This window comes from Xenorhabdus sp. XBWT (genome assembly GCF_059072735.1).
This window is the reverse complement of the sequence record NZ_CM180990.1, coordinates 3,588,227-3,608,732: the sequence shown is the minus strand read 5'-3', so window position 1 is coordinate 3,608,732 and position 20,506 is coordinate 3,588,227. Positions and strand designations below refer to the sequence as shown.

The following is a 20,506-nucleotide window of genomic DNA, read 5'->3' as shown; positions in this document are numbered from 1 at the left end:
AACCAAATACGCATAATATATATTAATGGCAAGGATAAAATCGTGAAGATAGCTATACCTCATGAAGTATGTCAATTATGGCAAGAGGAGCTTTACGGAATAGTTGAAAACGTAAAAGAAATTAACAAAGAATTAATTATTATGAGTAAAGAAATTTCTGAGAAATTTCTACCTGACATTCAAATTCTTCGTGATGAAATTAACTACGGAAAAGGATATATCCAATTTACTAATATCCCTATAGATAAAACCATACCTTCCGTTCCAACTGACGGAACTGTCTCGAAAGAAAAAGGAATTATCTCAGAGCTTAGTATTCTCGGGATAAGTAACGCATTAGGCTTCAATCCATTCTCATACAAGGAAGAAAAAGATGGAGCCCTTGTCCACGAAATTGTTCCTGTTAAATCTAAAGAAGATATACCATCCAGCAATGGAACAGTAGAATTTGATTATCACACTGACGCAGCCTACTTAAATAGAAACCTGAGACCACATACATTATCATTAATGTGTTTGGCTGATAAATATAAAACAGGAACAAGATTAGCTTCACTTAGCGAAGCCTTAGAAAAAATTTCCGAGGCTGAAATAGACACATTAATGAGTAAGTTATATGTTCATACTGCTCCTGCCACATTTAATGTTAATTTGAAAAAAGTTAACACATCTGTACTAGATCGTATTGATGGAATTTATGAAATGAAAGTAGCATTCCATAATACAATAGGTATAAATGAAAAAGCGCAAAAAGCATTAGTTAGCTTACATGATGCCATTGATGAAGTTGTTTTTACTCAAGAATGGAATCCTGGAAATATGGTTATTTTCAATAACTTAAGATGTGTTCATGGCCGAGGGGAAGTCAAAGGTGAGCGTTGGCTTCAACGGTGTTATGGCTCATCCATAATTCCAACAGCGACTGTACTAGAATTAACTTGCTAAAACTATAAGCCTACTAATATTGTAGGCTTAATATTTTATAAAAATTTAGGTGATTTATGTTTTTTGAAGTTATGCTTAGAGTATTATTATTAATACTTATCACATTAATAGGTTTTTTTATCGGTAAAAAATTGGATTTAAAAACAAAAGATATATCATCATTGTTAATATATGTTATATCCCCTGTTGTTATTTTCATTTCAATAATACAATCACCTTCCGATTTAACTTATTTCTCATATTCAATTGCAAGTTTTTTAACGGCATCACTTGCTGCATTTATCGCTTATTCTATAGGGAAAATCTTATGGAGTTGTAATAAATCCAATCTCTTTGGATTTGCGGGAGGAACAGGCAACACGGGCTATTTTGCATTACCAATAGCTTTTGCCATTTTCAACCCCAACCAAATAGCTATTACCATCTTCATCATAATAGGTATCAACCTATATGAATTCACAGTAGGTTATTTCATTACAGCCAAAGGTCATTTAACCACAAAAGAATGCCTAATAAAAATAATTAAATTACCCATCATTTATTCTGCAATTTTAGGTGTGCTTTTTAAAGGCAGTGATATCACATTAAATTCAATACTGATCTCCACGCTAGAAAATTTTAAAGGTGCTTATAGCGTTCTTGGCATGATGGTTATTGGAATTACCCTATCTTCTTTTTATAAGATAGAGATTGATTGGAAATTTTCCTTTTTCTCAATACTATGGAAACACCTAATATACCCTATTGTTGGAATATCATTCTTTTATTATATAATTCAAGTTCCTGATGATTTATTAACTGTAATAGCATTAATGTTAGCCACGCCTATGGCTGGTAATGTAGTTGTTATTGCAAGTAACCTTAATTTACATCCTGAAAAAGCTGCTTTTTCAGTCATGTTAAGTACAATACTTTCCGTTATTACTGTCCCCATTTCTATAGTCATGTTTGGCAATATTATCAGTTAATATTAACCATCACTTTCAGAATCATACTCATTTGAATGGAAATCAAAAAATAATATGAACTATATTATAGTTCATATTATAACAACCAAAACAATATTACATATCTCGCAATTTTGCATATTAAATGCAACATAAATTTTACATTAAAATCACTTGTGATGATTTAAGAAAATTTTTTTCTTTTAACTATAACCAACCTTTATATCAAAAATAAAACGTAATTTATACTTATAAAAACACAAAAAGTTTGTGTTAAAACAATATATAATGATGTAATCTCTATTAAATTAATCAATCAATAAATAAAAATATTCGACATATAAAGTTAAATTTTCTGATGATGGCTAAATATAATACAAAGTTTTTATCTTTATTAATTATACAAAAATTTAACAATAAATTTTCACAACATTAAAAACTCAAGGGGTACGTAATATGTTAGCCGTAGAATTAATTATCGTTCTGCTGGCCATTTTTTTGGGAGCACGATTAGGGGGAATCGGTATTGGCTTTGCTGGAGGACTTGGGGTCTTAGTTCTGTCTGCAATCGGTGTCAAACCGGGTAATATTCCATTTGACGTTATTTCAATCATCATGGGAGTTATCGCTGCTATTTCTGTTATGCAAGTCGCCGGAGGGCTAGATTATCTGGTTCAACAAACAGAGAAACTACTGCGCAGAAATCCGAAATATATCACTATCCTCGCACCAATCGTCACTTATTGTTTGACGCTGTTGGCCGGAACAGGAAATATCTCTCTGGCAACACAACCCGTAATTGCCGAAGTAGCAAAAGAACAAGGCATCAAACCATGCCGACCACTATCAACAGCTGTCGTAGCCGCACAAATTGGGCTTACCTCTTCGCCAATCTCCGCCGCAGTCGTCTATATGTCTTTTATTATGGAAAGGCAGGGTATCAGTTATATTCACATGTTGATGGTAATAATTCCTTCGTCATTTGCTGCGATTATTTTGATGTCATTCATCGTCTCATGGTTTTTAGATGCCAAATTGTCTAACGATCCTATTTACCAGCAACGCCTTGCGGATGGTCTCGTTGAACTACGCAGCAGCCATAAGATTGATATCAAACCAAAAGCTAAACTCTCTGTACTGCTGTTTCTATTAGGAGTCATTGGGATTGTTACTTATGCGATTATTAATAGCCCAAGTATTGGCTTAATCGAAAAACCACTTATGAATACCACCAGTGCGATCCTTATCATCATGTTAAGTATTGCTACCCTCACAACTGTTGTTTGTTCTGTTAATACCGATGCTATTTTAAATTCCAGTACCTTTAAAGCTGGAATGAGCGCATGTATCTGTATTATGGGAGTCGCATGGTTGGGGGATACATTTGTTCAAGCTAACATGGACTGGATCAAAGAAACTGCGGGAAGTTTAATTCATGCTCAACCATGGCTGCTGGCAGTTATTTTCTTCTTCTGTTCAGCTTTGCTCTATTCACAAGCAGCTACAGCAAAAGCTTTAATGCCAATGGCACTGGCGCTGCATGTTATGCCATTAACTGCAATTGCATCTTTCCCTGCGGTTTCGGGCCTGTTTATTCTACCAACTTATCCTACTCTGGTTGCAGCCGTACAGATGGATGATACCGGAACTACCCGTATCGGGCGTTTTGTATTCAATCACCCGTTCTTTATTCCCGGGACTATTGCCGTTGTATTCGCCGTCACATTCGGTTTTCTGTTGGGTGGTATCATCTTGTAACTTTGCAATACCTATTATTTGAATAACATTATCTCAGGGGCTGACAATGCCCCTGAGATATTCCTGCCTCAAAATCTTTCCCTACCCAAAAATAGCATAGTATTAATATTAACCAAGTGACTTTCTGCTATGGGCATCATCGGTTATAGTGCAGATTCCCATAAATTTTACGAATCAAACCTACGATACAGGCGGGTCAAAGATTGCTTATGATGAAACGTATTTTCATTTTGTTTCTGCTGTTCAGCAGTATCGCTCTTTCTCCTATCAAGGCCAGCGCGCTGTTTGAACAACAAGGGCAAAATTTCTACCTCCCTGCTGATCAAGCATTTATGTTTGATTTTCAGCAAAAAGAAAATAAACTCACCCTGAACTGGGATATCAAACCGGGTTATTACCTCTACCGAAAACAGTTCAGCATCATGCCCAATCAAGCAGCGTTAGGTAACATCTCGTATGCCAAGGGCGTAGATCATGAGGATGAGTTTTTTGGGAAAACAGAAGTTTATTTTCAATCTGCGCGTATTGATGTCCCTGTACTATCCGCCACCAATGATTCTTCTCTTCAAGTGACTTATCAGGGATGTGCTGAAGCGGGTTATTGTTATCCTCCAGAAACCCTGAGCGTGCCATTACAAGCCGTTATTACTTCAACATCACCCAATAACGAAACCGTAGCATCATCAGATATAGCAACATCTCAAGAAACAGTATCTTCAAAAGCACAGCCGCAACAGAAAGATATCCAGACCAAAGATCATGATGTTCCATTCTCTCCGCTATGGGCTTTGTTGATTGGCATTGGCATCGCTTTTACTCCTTGTATACTGCCGATGTATCCACTGATTTCCAGCATTATTCTGGGCCAGAAACGCCCCGAAAGTATGAAACGGATCTTTTGGCTTGCCGTAAGCTATGTCCAGGGGATGGCACTCACTTATACGATACTTGGATTAGTCGTTGCTGCTGCCGGTTTACAATTTCAGGCAGCCCTACAAAACCCTTATATTCTGATCGGGCTATCAGTACTGTTTATTTTGCTGGCCTTATCTATGTTTGGATTATATTCACTGCAACTTCCTTCTTCTGTCCAAACTCGCTTGGTGGATTGGAGCAATCAACAACAAAGTGGTTCTTACATTGGCGTATTTTTTATGGGAGCCTTGGCAGGGCTTATTGCTTCCCCCTGCACCACCGCACCACTCAGTGCCATCTTGCTCTATATTGCCCAAAGTGGTAATACACTGGTTGGAGGCCTTACTCTTTATCTCTACGCATTTGGAATGGGCTTGCCACTTATCGCTGTCACGTTATTCGGTCATAAACTCCTGCCTCGCAGTGGCCCGTGGATGCAGTACGTTAAGGAAGGTTTCGGATTCATTATTCTGGCGCTGCCAGTATTCTTGCTGGAACGGGTACTTGGCGATATATGGGGTGTCCGATTATGGAGTATGTTGACGATTGCTTTCCTTATTTGGGCTTTCGCAATAACATTGCACAGCAAAAACGGTTGGCTTCGTACCTTACAGATAATTTTACTGGCTCTGGCCCTTATTGCTGCGCGCCCTTTACAAGATTGGGTATGGGGAACCCCTACAATAGAGCAACAAAAAACAATAATAAAATTCCAGCGAGTAAATGATTGGCAAGAATTAAGCCAAATTTTAGCTGAAAATCGCCATCAACCGATTATGTTGGATTTGTACGCTGACTGGTGCGCTGCCTGCAAAGAGTTTGAAAAATATACTTTCAGTGACCCACAAGTACAGACACAATTGAGCCAATTCCTTATGCTACAGGCAGATGTCACGGATAACGGGCCAAAACAGAAAGAATTACTGCAAAAATTGAAGGTACTGGGGCTTCCGACTATTTTGTTTTTTGACGTTCAAGGGAATGAAATAACCGATTCTAGAGTCAATGGATTCATGAATGCGGAACGTTTTAGCCAACACGTACAGCACATATACCCAAAGGGTATACAACAAAAATAACCTGAAAGGAGAACCATTGTGCAACGCGAATATGTGCTTAGCCATGTCCTGAACTTACTGGAACAATATGGTCTGTCTGCATCATTGGAGACACTTTTAACACCCCTTGATATTGATATGGGCCATATAAAAAATTTTTGGCCTGACCGAGAAGCTCTGCTCTATGACTGCTTGCGTTATCACAGCCAACAGATTGAAATTTGGCAGCGCCAAATCCTGCTGGACGAAGTGCTAAGCCCTGAACAGAAATTATTGGCGCGTTACGATACACTTCAAGAAAAAGTGCAGGAACAACGCTATCCGGGCTGTTTGTTTATTGCCGCTTGCAGTGCTTTCCCTGACATAGATCATCCGATTCACCAATTGGCAGAGCTGCAAAAACAAAACTCTTTCCATTACACATCAGCGTTATTGCAACAACTCGATATAGACGATAACGAGCAAGTAGCGAAACAGATGGAACTCATCCTTGAAGGATGTCTCAGTAAACTATTAGTAAAAAGAGATATTGAAGATGTCATCACAGCAAAACTGCTGACGCAGGATATTCTAACTATCGCAAAATGCCGAAAAAATGGTGCATTAAGTTAATAAAAAGCAGTCAAAGCTAAATAACCACACTAGATTGGTATAAAAATACATCAAATAATCAGTTTTCATCATTTTTTCGCAAAAAGTGTTTGACGGATTAGCATGAATACGGTTTAATGCGCCCCGTTAGCCCGGATAGCTCAGTCGGTAGAGCAGGGGATTGAAAATCCCCGTGTCGGTGGTTCGATTCCGCCTCCGGGCACCACTTCAACTTCCAGTGAAGTCCAGCCCAGTCAAACATTTCATACTAAATCCAGTAAAATCAATACCAATTCTTATTTTTACGTCCAGTTTCATCTGTTGCAATCAAGATGCAGCGAAGGGCATAATTCGGGGCACTTACCGTTCGATTATGAGAATGCCCTTAACAATGAAACTTAATGCACGACAAATCGAAACTGCAAAACCCAAAGAAAAAACCTACAAACTCGCCGATGGCGGTGGTCTCTATTTAGAAATCTCGTCACGTGGGTCAAAATACTGGCGCATGAAATATTACCGCCCGACCGATAAGAAAGAAGACCGTCTGGCGTTTGGTGTCTATCCGGCCGTGTCTTTAGCTGATGCGCGGGCTAAACGCGATGAAGCCAAAAAGCTGATGGCACAGGGCCTCGATCCCAAAGCTGAAAAAAGAGGTGCTCCCTCGCCTGCCAAAGTGAACACCTTTGAACAGGTCGCCCGTGCATGGCACGCCAGCAATAAACGCTGGAGCGACAGCCACCGTCAAAAAATCCTGCGCAGCCTTGAGCAATATATTTTCCCCCATATCGGCGCCAGAGATATTACCACATTACGCACCAGCCAGCTTTTAGCGCCCGTCAAGGCCATTGATGAGCAGGACAAACACGATATCGCCCAGCGGCTGCGCCAGCGTATCACTGCTATCATGCGCTACGCCGTCCAGAATGACATTCTGGAATCCAACCCGGCTAATGACATGGCAGGCGCACTTTCCACCGTAAAATCCCGTCATCACCCCGCCCTGCCTCATGAAGCCTTACCTGATTTTCTGACCCGTTTATCAGCTTATCGCGGGCGCTTGCTGACCAAAATCGCGGTAGAGCTGGCATTGCTGACGTTTGTCCGTTCCAGTGAGCTGCGGTTTGCCCGCTGGCAGGAAATCGACTTTGAAAATGCCGTATGGAAAATTCCCGCCACACGCCAACCCATTAAAGGCGTTCGCTTTTCTGAACGCGGTATGAAAATGAAAACCGATCATATCGTGCCCCTGAGTCATCAGGCGGTTTCACTGTTCACAACCCTGCACACACTCAGTGGCAATGGTGACGTGATATTCCCCAGCGATCATAACTCCGCGAAAGTCATGAGTGAAAACACCGTCAATAAGGCATTACGGGCGATGGGCTACGACACCCAGACCGACGTCTGCGGACACGGGTTCCGCACGATGGCACGTGGTGCGATGGGGGAATCCGGCCTGTGGAGTGATGATGCGATCGAGCGTCAGTTAAGCCATATTGAAAGAAACAATGTCCGGGCGGCCTATATTCACACCTCCAAGCATCTGGACGAACGGCGGCTGATGGTGCAGTGGTGGGCGGATTATCTGGATGCCAACCGGGAAAAGCCCATTACACCCTATGACTTCGCCAAACCGCTGCGCGGCAGCAAAAACTGATAGTGCATTATTTAACCCATTAATTCTCATTGTGAGAGAAACAATTAACGCTGTTCATTTAAGGGGGCTTTTTCAATAATTCGCCTGTCATCCAATAACGTCCACGATGAGCGCTCAGGGACTCAGTAACAGGAGAATGAATATGGCAGTGACAGCATTGAAGGAAAATCTTATCCGTTTGCCGGAAGTGCAGCGCCGAACGGGTTACAGCAAAGCGTGGATTTACAAACTGATTGGTGACGGGGAATTCCCGAAGCAGGTCAAAATCGGCCCCCGCTCCATCGCGTTTATTGAATCAGAAATAGATAACTGGATTGCCCAACGCATCGCGGAATCACGCGTGGCATAAGGGACACAAAAGAATATGACATAAGAAACATTACATAAAAACACAACGCCCCGAAGTGCGGCACACACTGCGAGGCGTTTCACCAATAACCGTTTAGTAAGGTAAAAAACGATGGCTGAGACACAGCATACCCAAACTCGCCCTGAATTTACAGTTCAAAAAAAATCCGGCAGTCAAAAACCGCTCGACCTGATCCAGACCGTGAAAACATCGGCTATGTATTCATGGGCAAATCTGCTGCCTGCCTGTGGTATTGACGTTCCGGCAAAAGGTAAACATGGCGCCTGCCCTATTTGCGGTGGTACTGACCGTTTCCACTTTCTTGATGATCACCATCACGGTAACTGGCATTGCCGCCAGTGTGACACGCCGAACTATGGAGATGGACTGGATTTAGTAGCAAGAACCCAAAAGATTTCGATTACTGAGGCGGCGAAAATCATTGCTGGATCGTTGGCATTGCCTCTGCCCGAACCCAAGCCCGCCAAAGAAAACCTGCACCCAATACAACCCATTGCCGACAGAGTGGCAGCACTGATGGCACAAACTGTTGCCGGGCAATCGCCCTATCTGACTGCAAAGGGGCTGCATTATCCTAACCAGCGGTTATTGCCTGATAATTCAGCTGTGTTGCAACTCACAACACTGGACGGAAAAGTCACAGGGGCACAGATCATCAAACCGAATGGTGAGAAAAAATTACTCACCGGCAGCCAGAAGAAAGGCGCGTTTATTCCTTTATCAACGCTGGAAAAGAACCCTGATACCGTCATCATTACCGAAGGTTACGCCACGGCACTCACGGTGAACCAACTCTGTAACGGTGCTGTTCTGGCCGCACTGGATGCGGGCAATTTGCTCTCCGTTGCCCAATCAGTCAGGGAACGCTGGCCGGACACAAAAATCATTCTTGCCGCTGATAACGACTGGCATCACCCCGGCGAACTGGATAAAAACGGCAAACCGAAAGTGAATACCGGCAAAATCTCGGCAGAAAAAGTGGCTATTGCAGTGAATGGCTGGCTCACATTACCGCCGACAGAACATAAAGCCGACTGGGATGATTATCGCCAGCAATACGGCCTTGAAGCAGCAAAGCAGGTATTCAGTAACGGGTTATATCGGGCAGGAGAACCCATGAATCGCCATACAATAGAAAATTGTCATTATGATAATGTCGAAAGCATTTATCCAAAGCGCAAAACAAAATTACCGTTGTCAGTGGGTTCGGCAGGATTTGATGCTCAGTTAGACTACGTGGTTAAAGGCATTATCCCGGCACATTCCCTGTGCAGCATTTACGGGGCGAGCGGTTCATATAAAAGTTTTCTGGCGGGAGCCTGGGGCTGTCATATTGCCACAGGCAAGGCATGGGCAGGTAAACAGGTTGCTCAGGGTTCCGTGCTGTATGTTGTTGGTGAAGGCGGGATCGGCGTGCCACGGCGCATCAAAGCATGGGAAATCGTTAATGGTCAGGCTGTTGAAAATATGTACCTGATCAATACGCCCGTCTTTCCGGCCTCGCCCGCCGAAGTGCATGAACTGGTGATTGCTGCCCAGCAGGTTGAATCTGAAACGGGTCAGCCTGTGCGTCTGATAATTCTGGATACCCTTGCCCGCTGTTTTGGCGGAGCTGATGAGAATGATTCCAAAGACATGGGCGCATTCGTCCGGGGCTGTGACGAACTGAAAGCCAAAACAGGAGCCAGCATTCTGGTTGTGCACCATTCCGGCAAAGATGAAAGCAAAGGCGCAAGGGGTTCCAGTGCGTTTCGGGCTGCGCTGGATGTTGAATACCGGATCAACCGGGAGGAAAAAAAAGGCGGCGCACTGGTTATCACCTGCACCAAAATGAAAGACGCCGAAGAGCCGGAAACCCAAGCCTATGACCTGCGCGTGGTTGAACTCTTTACCGATAAAGACGGTGAAGATATTACATCACTGGCTCTGATTGACAGGCCGCGCGATCCGGTTGAAGAAGAAGAGATCGGACTCATCGCCAATAAAACCGATAACCACACGGCATTATGGCAGTGTATACGTTCACGCACTGTCCTGAAAGAACCCTGTTCCATTGCCCTTGTGCGTGATGATTTAAAGGCGATGGGAGTGAATGTGAAAAATTTCAGCCGTTGGTTAACCAAGTTAGAGCATGACGGACTGATTACCCGGAATGGGCAGGAACTCGCCCTTGTTAACCAGAACAATGAAGATTAAAAAGTGAGTCAGAAAGTGAGGAGCGGTGAGGAACGGAATTTTTCACCTCGCCATATTCCTCACTTTTCTCGTATATATACGGAAAAAGTGAGGAATACAAAAGATATTGATTTTTAAGGATAAAAAAATCCAAATTCCTCACCTGTTTTTGCAGTGAGGAAATTAAAAAGTGAGGCGAAAAATGAGGAATGATGAGGAGTTATCCTCTTTTCTGGCAGGTATTTTTCAGCTCTCCATGTTGCCGGGTTAATGTATTAGCCCGGTAACATGGAGAAGACAAGCGCAGCGCGTCAGTGATACCCTAAAAATTAGCGTCTAACTATCAAGCGAAAAACTCAAAGTGACCGCTTTACCACTCTCCGTAAGGGTACTTTTTCCCTTTGATAAAGTTTTTGATACGTTCAGAATATTCACCTTAACCATCAGGGTGGTTTGTTTTATCCCGGCAAATCGTCATGTTATCACCAGAAACCGATTCACCTTTGCCACTGGCTAGTAGCATAATATTTCCGTTATTTTTATCGAAACTGTAGAACTCCATAAGGAGGTTTTCCCAAGATGACAGTTTTATATTAAAAAGGTTTTTATAATAGAATAATTCTTTTTCATCATTGGAATACTTAATAGGTTTATGAGTACCTTGATGAGTTTGTTGCCTAACAATGAAATTTGTTTGGATGGTTTGGGTAGTTTGTTTCTTGACTATCGGATTCCAACAGACGACTAATCCATAGGGTAAAACCTCATGTTGGTTATTATTGACAGCGTTATTTACTCTTAGAGTATCCTGATCTGAATGGGGTTGAACAGGCATAAATGTTCGTATAACACTATTATTTTCGTTCAGAAAATGAACCGAGCTAACATAAATTGGAGAATACCTAGGTGTGGTAAATCTAAAGTTCCATTTTTCATCAGTCAGTGGGGCATTGCTATACATAATTGGTTGAAAAGATACTGATGGTGCTCTAGATGAGAAAGATCCACAAGCAGTTAATCCACATATTATTCCAAGACTAAGCAATGCTATTAAATATTTTCTTTCCATTATAAAATTTCCTTACCGGTAATATCAAAAATGGCTCGGTGCCATTTTTCACAAGGACGGTTAACAAAGCTGATTAATTCTATAGCATTAACACCTCCTTGAATATTTTCGTCTTTTATCACCACCGAATTCCAGTGTGATGAACAGTGGACATATTTAGTCTGGATCAACGCCAATTCTTCAACACTAAAAGGAGTTAATGGCTTTTCTTGTCGAACCGCTCGCCCCTGTTCAATAGCCTTTTCTGCCAGTGAATCCAGTTCCGGCGGGAGCTTGTAATTTTCATCATTACTTTCGGGAGTAGTGAAGACCACTTTTGCCTCTTGGGCGGCATCCTGCATTACCCGCATAACCACTTTAGACCAGTCATTGGTAATCTCACGGTGCAACACTACCGCTGCGGCTACTTGCTTTTGGAAACGTTCCAGATCATTACGGGGGTAAAATTGGTTGTTTTTCCATGCTTCCACTTTTATATTTTCATTGTTGCCGATAAGTAGCGGGGCAATCGCCGGATAATCGGCCATTTGAGATAATTCATCCTGCGCTTTTTTATAAATCCAGGTAGTGTGCTCAGGAGTACTTTCATCTACCTTTATGCTGCGTGGTCGGGTAATAAATAGATGTTCTGTTTCAGTGGGATTATATCCACCACCAATATCTGAATGCGCCCCCGGAAATATGAGTTCCGGATAATCCGGTTTAACGCTATTTGAAGAAAAGTTATAACGGCATTCATTCATAGCCGTAATATGGAAAATATGCTCTGCAATGCCTGCGGGCAAGCGGATATCAACTTCGCCCGTATCGGCAGTATGAGGATTAAGTCCATTGCTTAATGTACCAATTGCCGCAACGGTATCAAAAATACCCAAAAAGCGGTTTTTCCCTGTGGGATAAGAGGACTTATTCAGATAACGCCGTTGATTAAAACATTCAGTTAAGGCATTTTCCAGAACAGGATCATGATGAAAGACCCGGTTAGCAAAATGGCGCGCAGCTGCTGCTCCCCGGCTAAAGCCAATAATATCGAACTGAAGACATTTAACATTAGATTGTATAGCAACAAGTTGTTTAGTCATTTCAGTTTTAATTTTCTGAATGGCCATTTCAGTTTTAGCATGAACACCGGTTTCCCCTATCCCTAAGCCATAACCCACCACACTGTCTGATTCTCCCGCCTGTGTACCGATACCTTCGATATACACTTTGATTTGGCGTGAATTTTCATCTATCTCATCATTTTTATATAATTCATGCAAAAAATGTACATTGGTATAGTAACCATCATAACTGATCCGTGAGGTATCACCAGGTAAGCCAAATTGATTGAAAGAACAACTTGCAACCTGTTGCTTTATTCCCGCTGTTTCCGGAACACAAAAAAGACGTTCATTAATATTTTCGGTATTATTCCCTGTACCATCAAAAAAGACACCTATTGTTAAGGTAATACCACGTTCAATTCCCCTTATTTCCAGCACATGCCGTCTCTTGAGCTGGTGGGTTGACAGTCCCTGTAACGTTGAACCGCAAAAATGTTCAGAATTTTTTAATTCCTGCTCCTGCCAGCCTTTAATCTTCGGGTATGCGTCACTGAGCATACCCAACGTAATATATTGGTATTCATTCCCGTCCAATATAGCCGTTGGCTTTACAGGAGAATTGACTTCGCCAGTTTGCTGACGAGGTGTTCGTGTAACTATTTCATCGGCAAGAGGCTGTGCTGTAACAGATAGAGTCACAGGCATGGGGGGAAGATCTGCTTCCCGTAATATTCCATTTCCATCTGTAGTCCCCGTTCGCACTATGCTTTTATTCCCTCGGCTTTTCAATTTATAAGGCATTCCAACCAGTGGTTTGCCTTCTTCATCTACAAGCTGAAATTCAACCCACTGTTTCAGTATCTTTTGGCAATCAATGCAATCCGTTTGTTCTAACTGGCTCATTCTTTTCATCCTAAATTAATCTTAATTTCCTTGCTAAACGCAACCTGTGGGTTATCGGTAATAAAGTGTCCAACGGTAAGTTTGTTCAGGTTTTGTTTTTCATCTCTCGCCTGCTTCAGCCACGCTACAAGACTGTTTTGCAATTGCCCTTCCGGTTCATCCAGTGTCAGCGCCAATTCGGGGTTTTCCTCCCAAAGCTGGCAACTTAAGGAGTAGGCCAAATTCTTGAGGGCTGTATCGGTTGAGTAACGCGCTTCAATCAGGTGCTCGCCCAGCACAAATAAATTCGTGTTTAATTCCTGAGCACAATTTTCGGGTCGGTAATAGCAAACTGGCTCAGGAGTATCGATCATCAGTTCATTGACCGGGGTTAAGAGTTCACGCCAGTCACCCGGTTGCAGGGCGGGCAGCAAAGGCGTGAAAATACGGTTATCCATCAGACGTAAAACCACCTCTTGCCCGCGCAGTAAAACCTGTTGATGTAAACGCCAGTGTTCTAACTGAAATGACCACGGCAATGTGCTGCGATAGCCCCAGCCCCAACTGACATCACTGAATGCGTGTTTATCCAGCAATACAGCCAATTCCGGCAGGCATTTTGTTTTGGGTTGAATCAGCCACGGGCTTTGTGCCAGCATGGCATTCATCGGCGTGCCGCTGTAGAGCGGAAAAGCCTGCTCTGCCCAGCCATTGAGGTAAAAGGTCTGGACGGGGTTCGGTTCCGCCAGACTGTTGACCAGAAAATAACACTCCCCTCGGTCCTGATGTGACAGCCAGTTTTTCCAATCGGTCGATTTCATCATGCTTCTTCTGCTCCCGTGATAATCCAGTTTTCCTCTTGCTGTGCGAGAATGGCACAGGCCGGTTTGGCGAGGAATTCCACTTCCGGCAATGGTGCCACGCCCTCCGGTAATTGCAGTGCCAGCCTGCGACCACTGCCGCCTGAACCCTGCCCGACATTAATCGGTGAAGACAAAATCCCGCCCGGTGTGACTTTGAGAAAGCTGCCACCCACTTTCAGCGTGATTTCCGAAGCCGCTTCCAGCACCACCTTACCGCCGCTTTTCAGGTGGATTTCCTGCCCGCTGTCAATCACCGTGGCATCCCCCGTCTGAATATGCTGGCTGCCCGCAATCCGGTGGGAGACATCGCCTTCGGTGGTGATTTTGCGCGAACCGGCGACCTGATGGTGGTCATCGGCGAGGATTTCGTGATAACGGTTGTTATCGATACGTTGTTTCTGGTCGTGTTTGATATGCCAGCGGGCATCATTTTCAATATGCGCGGTAAAATCTTTCTGACCGTGAAGATAAATTTCTTCGCTGTCTTTGGCATCCTCAAAACGCAGTTCGTTAAAGCCTTTGCCTTTATGGGTTTTGGTCTTGAAAGTTGTGCGGGTTTTCTGGGCGGGTAAATCCAACGGCGGGCGGTTCAGGCCATTGTAAACACAGCCGGTGACGATGGGCCGATCAATATCACCATTGAGATAGGAAATAATCACTTCCTGACCGATACGCGGGATGGCCATAAAACCGAAGCCGTTACCGTTCCAGCCCTGTGCGACGCGCACCCAACAAGACGCGCCATCATCGGGCTGGTCGTAGCGGTTCCAGTGAAAATGGACTTTAATCGCGCCGTCTTTATTGACGAAAATCTCTTCCCCTTCCGGCCCGACCACCATCGCGGTTTCATCGCCATCGGCGAGCGGTTTGTAGTGGAACGGCGGACGCCAGTCGGCAAGGCCATCAATAAAACTGAAATGATTACTGAGCGTGGTTCCTTCTCCGCTGTTATCACCCAGTGCCTGCGGGCAGCGCCCGTGATGGCTGATGCCAACTACCTGCCAGCGAGCATTCAGTGACTTATGTGGGTGACTTTTTATCTCAAAAATCTTACCCGGCATCAGTTTGATACAGTTACTGTTGCCGCTGCCAGTTTTTTTCTGGTTATCCAGCGCTTCATGGCGGTATTTGAGAAACGGTTTAGCGGCGGCATCTTTCTGAAAACGCCCGTAACTTTCAAACACGGTATAGGGGGTTTTGCTGCCGAAGTTGCAGAAGCCTTCGCTGCTTTGCATATGGGAGAGGTGATAGCGCGGGTTTTCCGGGTTGAAATCTTTATGGAAACTGCGCTGCGGACTCATTCCGACACCTAGCCGCACCTGATAAATCGTCTCTGTCCCGTGCGCGGTTTCCGGCTGGGGCTGGTAAAGTAGGGGCAGTCCCGCCGTCATCCCCAGATGGCTGTCGCTGAAAAACAGCGTTTCATCCTCAAACCAGAAACTGATGCCTTCTTCCGCCGCCAGCCGGCTGAAAAACCCAAAGTCAGATTCCCGTTTCTGGGTCACGTATTCTCTGTCCTGATGGGTATCGTAGAGCTTCGAATCGGCGCGCACTTTATGCTTTTTCAGCAGGCCATTCAGGATGGCGGGGACATTTCGCTGATGGAAAATCCGGCTGTCCTGATTGAGCGTCAGACGCCAGAGCGCAGGCCGAACCGTCACGGTATAAAGTGTTTTATTACCATCGGTGCCCGCCCAGTCGGCATGGGAGATAATGCCGGTAATTTTGCGTTGCAGCGTTTCCCCGTTAAACACCTGCAACACCGCTTCCTGCATCAACAGCGTGGTTAAATCGATTTCCGGCTTTGGCCGAAAAGGGTTGTCGGGCAGGGACTGAACCAGTGTCAGGTTGAGGGTAAACAGTTCAGATAACCCTTCCTGAAGGGAAAACTCGCCCACAGCAAAGGTGGATTCAGGCAGGCCGGCTATCTGAAAAGTAAAGCGTAATCCACTTTTGGCAGCCGTCAGCCCGTTCATTATATTCATGTTTTTTGCTCCTTGTTGTGATTGCTTGATAAATTACATCTCCATCCGTGCCCCATAGACTTCTTTGAATTGCCATAAAACTTTTTGGTTTGGGGTAAATACATCCAGTTTGACGAAGGTGGACTGGCTGACAAAACACGCCATAGCGTCATTAATTAACCGACAGAAACGGTACATCTCCCCCGGACTGGCGTAGCAGTCAGGATTCAGGGTGAGTGACAACAGATGTCCCCGGACGGGGCGGCCCATCTTCATTCGGTCGGTCAGGCTCTCTTCCACCTGCATAATGCCGTCGATATGCCGCTGGATATGGCGGCTCAGGGGGCGGTTAAATTCGGCATAATAGTCAAACAGACGGAGAAAATGCTGCATTCCTTCCGTGGTAAACAACAAAACGGGCGGGCTGGCGAGGCAGGAAAGCAGCGGCCAGCCGGAATTGTCCTGCAACATCGGCGGGTAATCCGTGGTGACCGGCGTGATATTGTGCACACTGAGATGAGAAGGCGAACCTTCCTGCATCACCGTGATAGTGCCTTTTTCCAGTGCCATTGCGGATCCATGGTAGCCCGTAAAATCGCAGGCAACCGCGAGTTCAGGTAGATGATTAGCCGGTTTGCCCGTCAGGTCAAAAAAATGCAACCAGTGTTGAATGCGATCCAGCAAATCACGTTCGGTACGAAGCTGATAGTAAAAATAATCCGGCTCTTCCCCGACAAGCAGTTCCGCTGCGGGCGTAAACTGTTCTATCGGCAGATAGCGGTAAGGCGAGCCCCGTTGCGAATCATCATCGGGTTGCTGGAGCACCTGAATATCACGTAACCGGAACAATTTTACAGAATCCCCCAATGGCAGGGGATAGCGGTTATTTTCGGCACTCAGTGCAATGGGCGGACTGATCCGGTTTTCCAGATGAATGGCCGGAACACAGCCCAGCATAAAGGCATCACTGACATCATCCAGCGGCAGTTCGCCTTCAAAACGAAAAATCAGCTCAAAGGTGCCATCCGCATTGAGCGGGACTTCCGCACAGTCACGGCTGATATCAAGCGTGACAAAGTTATACAGATGCGGCAGCGCATAATATTCAACCAGCGTTTGCAAGCCGGTATAGGTGCTCTTTTTCATCGGTAGAATGGGCTTATCCAGCAGGTCATGCCAGCCATAAGGAAAACAGTTCAGCCTGCGTTGTTCGCCCTGTGTTCTCAGACTCATTTCACAGATATGCTGATCAAGCCACAGGCTGAGCTGTGCCGCCCGCCCGATGTCCGTGCCGAGGAAAAAAGAGAGTGCCCCACTTTTCCAGACCGGTGAAGACTGTCCCGTCTGACAGAGGGTCAGGATGATTTCGCTGAGGGTGCCGGTTTTTTTCACCGTGCGATCCCGCACCGTTAAGGGTTCGATATGCAAAGGTCGGCAGGTTTTGAAGCTGAGTAACTGCCCGTCCAACTGCGCCGAAACAGCAGTGCTCTTGGGAATATCAGCGGCTCCCTGATGCTCGCCATCGGCAGGGCAAAATTGCATGACCGTGGTGGGCGGGACAGGGCACAGGACTAACGGCCAGACACGGGACAGAATACCGTGGGTAATTTCGGGGAAATCATCCTCCAGTTTATCCCGTAACCGGGCAATCAGCAGGGCAAACGCTTCGAAAAGGCGTTGAATATCGGGATCATGGGCCGTTGCCAGAAAGTCCGTTAAATGGGGTGATTCTTTTGCCACGCGCTGAGCCAGTTCCCGCAGGTAGGCACGCTCTTGCAGGTACAGAGATTCTTTGTTGTTTATCATTGAATTTAACTTATGTTTTATCCATCAGGTATCGGTATTATGCTGAATTAACAGAGGTGTCTGGTCTATAATTGTATATAATAATCAATAAAATTAATTAACCAATTAAATCTAATTTTCGTCTGATTTTGGCGGAATATCGGCTTGTCAGCGGAATTTGCACGGGAATTCAGGCAAAAATAAAGATGGCAGAATAGCCACAGTTTGACTCTATCCGACCTGACCGTTAATATCTTTTTCTACAACAATGATCCATCGCCTGTCAGGATCGCCTTCGGGTGGCGAAATGAAACTCCCGTAGCCTGCAAGGGAGAGCAAACATTGCGGTACATCTGCGCACTTTTGGAAGCAGATATCACTGGACAACAAACCTCCGTCCGGCGATGAAAGTTATCCGGTTTCTTAATTAACCGGCTTATCATTCACGCAGAGCAGTATCCCTGCCACGTTTACCATCACAACTTTACCCTGCACGATCTTAATCTACGTTTTGATTAACGCACGATAAACGTTCCGAACACTGCGCGGCGTCACTTGCGCATGAGCGGAGTGATTACCAAGTGACGCCGCCGGGCGGCAAACGTCCAGAGCACAACCAGACTGGCTTTTCGACCGATTTGAACCCTGTATTACTGGGTGACAGCGCTTTCACAGGCACTTTTTCACCTCTTACCGACTTATTCCGTTTATTTTTCACCCACTGCCTTGCAACAGGCCGATGCAGTAAAAAAGGAGACATCACACCACGTCACGATTAATGAGGCGTTCAGCCTGAGCTATCAGGCTTCTGAACGGGGAGTACTCCATCGCCGTGCTCAGCACGTAGCGAACTCCTGCAAAAACTCAACACAACCCGCGCCCTGCTACACATTATCTGACGCAACACGGAACGGTGAACCTAACCGACACGCAGGAAATGTTTCAAAATGAGTAAAAATAAGTCTGAAAAACACAGGGGAAATACGGATAGCGAAGCGATCACGAACGAGAATAAACAACAAAGATTGGTTTAGCCGTCCGTATTCTCCTCTGAGTTTGTGCAATCACTGAGGACAGGATTCACTGAGCCTTAACCAACCAAATGATTTAACTCTCAGTTTGGTCGCGCAGGGGGCAACTGAGCTTGAAATACACCGGTATTATGCTAAGCGGGTTTATACCCGTTCAACTTAGCAGTTCGGTTATTGAGTTAGATAAAACAATCCGTTAAAGTATCCCCGCCATTAGCAAAATCTAATGGTCAGGGATTTGCACCCCTGTTAGAACGATCCACTGGTAGGAAGTTTCTGCCAGTGTGCCTGCTCGCACCTATTCAATGGTGGTTCAGGCAGGGGAGGCTTCGGCCTCGCCGGACGATCGTTCCCGGTAGTGCAAACCCTGTCTGAATCATCACCATCAATATTAATGAATGGAAGGGGTAGCGGGAATGAATAACAACGTTAGAAATGACTGGCATCAGGCCGATATTATTGCCGCATTGCGTAAGCGTGGTACAACCTTAGCGGCGGTTTCTCGTGAAGCGGGACTCAGTTCATCAACACTAGCGAATGCACTCAGCAGACAGTGGCCTAAAGGCGAATGGATCATAGCGGATTATCTTGGTATCCATCCTTCGGAAATCTGGCCCAGCCGTTATTTTGATCCCTATGGTCAGCCTATTGAACGCAAGGTTCGTAATAAACCACAGGAATAACCGCTTTAATTTGTGATCGAACCCGTAAAAATGATAAATTTTAATATGAAGCCCTGAGTATGAAATGGCCGCCAAATTTGACCATTTTTAACCCTCACGGCTTTTTTGCTTTAACATGATGAAAAAGCACACAACAAGCAATATAAATAAGTTAAATCAGTTAGATAGGAAAACTAAAGCAAGCAAAATAATCCGGGGGCATTAAAAGGGGCATAAACGGAAGATAAGAAAATAGACTTTATGTATTCAACGAGTTATAATGACTTTCGATTCCGCCTCCGGGTGACTGGCCGGTTGGCCATGATGGATAAGAGACCTTCATCGCCAGATAACTGACGATATCTGCTTCCAAAGGGGCGCAGATGTACCACACATCGGTGTACTCCCTTGCAGGCTACAGGAGTGTTGTTGTCGCTGCCCGAAGGTGATCCTCACAAGCGACGGGATCATTCACAAACTTTTCCACGCTAATAAACGGAAATCATAAGGTCAATGGGTAATTCATTTTCTGGGGCAGAAAATAATATCTGGAACGTAATGGCTTTTTGGGTGAGTCAGAGCCCACTCAGTCAATTCTCATTTCACGATGTACCCCGTTTTGGTTATTTACTCTACCTTATTTATGCCCAATTTGAGGCAGAATAATGATTCGTTAGCCCATTACTCACTTGAATTTGCATTATTTAAACTAACGTATAAGCAAATAACAAAACTTTATCCAAGTAATTTTCAAACTAAATAAGCTAATTCGGATTCGTGTAGGG

At 44.6% G+C, this 20,506-nt stretch carries 16 protein-coding genes and 1 tRNA gene; 10 read left to right on the top strand and 7 right to left on the bottom strand.

The window, feature by feature from the left end:
- Positions 1 to 42 precede the first annotated feature (42 nt).
- The 9 genes from AC5JQI_RS15730 (at position 43) to AC5JQI_RS15690 (ending at position 10,440) form a co-directional block, all read left to right on the top strand.
- Entirely contained in the window at positions 43 to 945 is a 903-nt protein-coding gene (locus AC5JQI_RS15730; RefSeq protein ID WP_493912844.1) for a TauD/TfdA family dioxygenase, read from the top strand.
- Positions 946 to 1,001: 56 nt separating this feature from the next.
- Positions 1,002 to 1,913 (top strand): AEC family transporter, encoded by a 912-nt coding sequence (locus AC5JQI_RS15725; RefSeq protein ID WP_493912843.1) that lies wholly within the window; start codon positions 1,002 to 1,004, stop codon positions 1,911 to 1,913.
- A gap of 435 nt (positions 1,914 to 2,348) precedes the next feature.
- A complete protein-coding gene (locus AC5JQI_RS15720; RefSeq protein ID WP_237385388.1) occupies positions 2,349 to 3,650 on the top strand; it encodes an anaerobic C4-dicarboxylate transporter in 1,302 nt (433 codons plus the stop codon).
- Between the two features lie 209 nt (positions 3,651 to 3,859).
- Positions 3,860 to 5,644: a protein-disulfide reductase DsbD gene (locus AC5JQI_RS15715; protein WP_493912842.1), complete on the top strand. Its 1,785-nt coding sequence runs from the start codon at positions 3,860 to 3,862 to the stop codon at positions 5,642 to 5,644.
- Positions 5,645 to 5,662: 18 nt separating this feature from the next.
- Positions 5,663 to 6,235, top strand: a complete 573-nt coding sequence (dicD, locus tag AC5JQI_RS15710) for a division control transcriptional repressor DicD (RefSeq protein WP_237385390.1) — start codon at positions 5,663 to 5,665, stop codon at positions 6,233 to 6,235.
- Between the two features lie 129 nt (positions 6,236 to 6,364).
- Positions 6,365 to 6,440, top strand: a tRNA-Phe gene (locus AC5JQI_RS15705).
- 165 nt (positions 6,441 to 6,605) lie between these two features.
- Positions 6,606 to 7,874, top strand: a complete 1,269-nt coding sequence (locus AC5JQI_RS15700; RefSeq protein ID WP_493912841.1) for a tyrosine-type recombinase/integrase — start codon at positions 6,606 to 6,608, stop codon at positions 7,872 to 7,874.
- Positions 7,875 to 8,016: 142 nt separating this feature from the next.
- Positions 8,017 to 8,223, top strand: a complete 207-nt coding sequence (locus tag AC5JQI_RS15695) for a helix-turn-helix transcriptional regulator (protein WP_493912840.1) — start codon at positions 8,017 to 8,019, stop codon at positions 8,221 to 8,223.
- Positions 8,224 to 8,334: 111 nt separating this feature from the next.
- Positions 8,335 to 10,440: an AAA family ATPase gene (locus tag AC5JQI_RS15690; protein WP_493912839.1), complete on the top strand. Its 2,106-nt coding sequence runs from the start codon at positions 8,335 to 8,337 to the stop codon at positions 10,438 to 10,440.
- Between the two features lie 415 nt (positions 10,441 to 10,855).
- On the opposite strand, the gene AC5JQI_RS15685 is transcribed toward AC5JQI_RS15690, so the two are convergent.
- The 6 genes from AC5JQI_RS15685 to AC5JQI_RS15660 form a co-directional block, all read right to left on the bottom strand.
- Positions 10,856 to 11,488: a DUF2931 family protein gene (locus tag AC5JQI_RS15685; RefSeq protein ID WP_162781414.1), complete on the bottom strand. Its 633-nt coding sequence runs from the start codon at positions 11,486 to 11,488 to the stop codon at positions 10,856 to 10,858.
- Positions 11,488 to 13,437: a T6SS phospholipase effector Tle1-like catalytic domain-containing protein gene (locus AC5JQI_RS15680; RefSeq protein ID WP_162781413.1), complete on the bottom strand. Its 1,950-nt coding sequence runs from the start codon at positions 13,435 to 13,437 to the stop codon at positions 11,488 to 11,490. The genes AC5JQI_RS15685 and AC5JQI_RS15680 overlap by 1 nt, the downstream gene beginning before the upstream one ends.
- Before the next feature lie 5 nt (positions 13,438 to 13,442).
- Complete coding sequence (locus AC5JQI_RS15675; protein WP_493912838.1) at positions 13,443 to 14,240, bottom strand: DUF4123 domain-containing protein; 798 nt, start codon at positions 14,238 to 14,240, stop codon at positions 13,443 to 13,445.
- The gene (gene tssI / locus AC5JQI_RS15670) at positions 14,237 to 16,264 is read right to left on the bottom strand and encodes a type VI secretion system tip protein TssI/VgrG (RefSeq protein ID WP_493912837.1); all 2,028 of its coding nucleotides are present in this window, start codon (positions 16,262 to 16,264) and stop codon (positions 14,237 to 14,239) included. Before tssI ends, AC5JQI_RS15675 begins: the two co-directional genes overlap by 4 nt.
- Before the next feature lie 33 nt (positions 16,265 to 16,297).
- On the bottom strand, positions 16,298 to 18,049 hold the full coding sequence (gene tssF, locus AC5JQI_RS15665) for a type VI secretion system baseplate subunit TssF (protein WP_493912836.1): 1,752 nt from the start codon (positions 18,047 to 18,049) through the stop codon (positions 16,298 to 16,300).
- A gap of 553 nt (positions 18,050 to 18,602) precedes the next feature.
- Positions 18,603 to 18,788, bottom strand: coding sequence for a hypothetical protein (locus AC5JQI_RS15660; RefSeq protein WP_162781333.1), 186 nt, complete (start codon positions 18,786 to 18,788; stop codon positions 18,603 to 18,605).
- A gap of 687 nt (positions 18,789 to 19,475) precedes the next feature.
- On the opposite strand from AC5JQI_RS15660, the gene AC5JQI_RS15655 reads away from it, so the two are divergent.
- The gene (locus tag AC5JQI_RS15655; protein WP_493907573.1) at positions 19,476 to 19,742 is read left to right on the top strand and encodes a helix-turn-helix domain-containing protein; all 267 of its coding nucleotides are present in this window, start codon (positions 19,476 to 19,478) and stop codon (positions 19,740 to 19,742) included.
- A gap of 238 nt (positions 19,743 to 19,980) precedes the next feature.
- Here AC5JQI_RS15655 and AC5JQI_RS15650 read toward each other — a convergent pair whose 3' ends face one another.
- Entirely contained in the window at positions 19,981 to 20,115 is a 135-nt protein-coding gene (locus AC5JQI_RS15650; protein ID WP_493912835.1) for a hypothetical protein, read from the bottom strand.
- Positions 20,116 to 20,506: the final 391 nt, after the last annotated feature.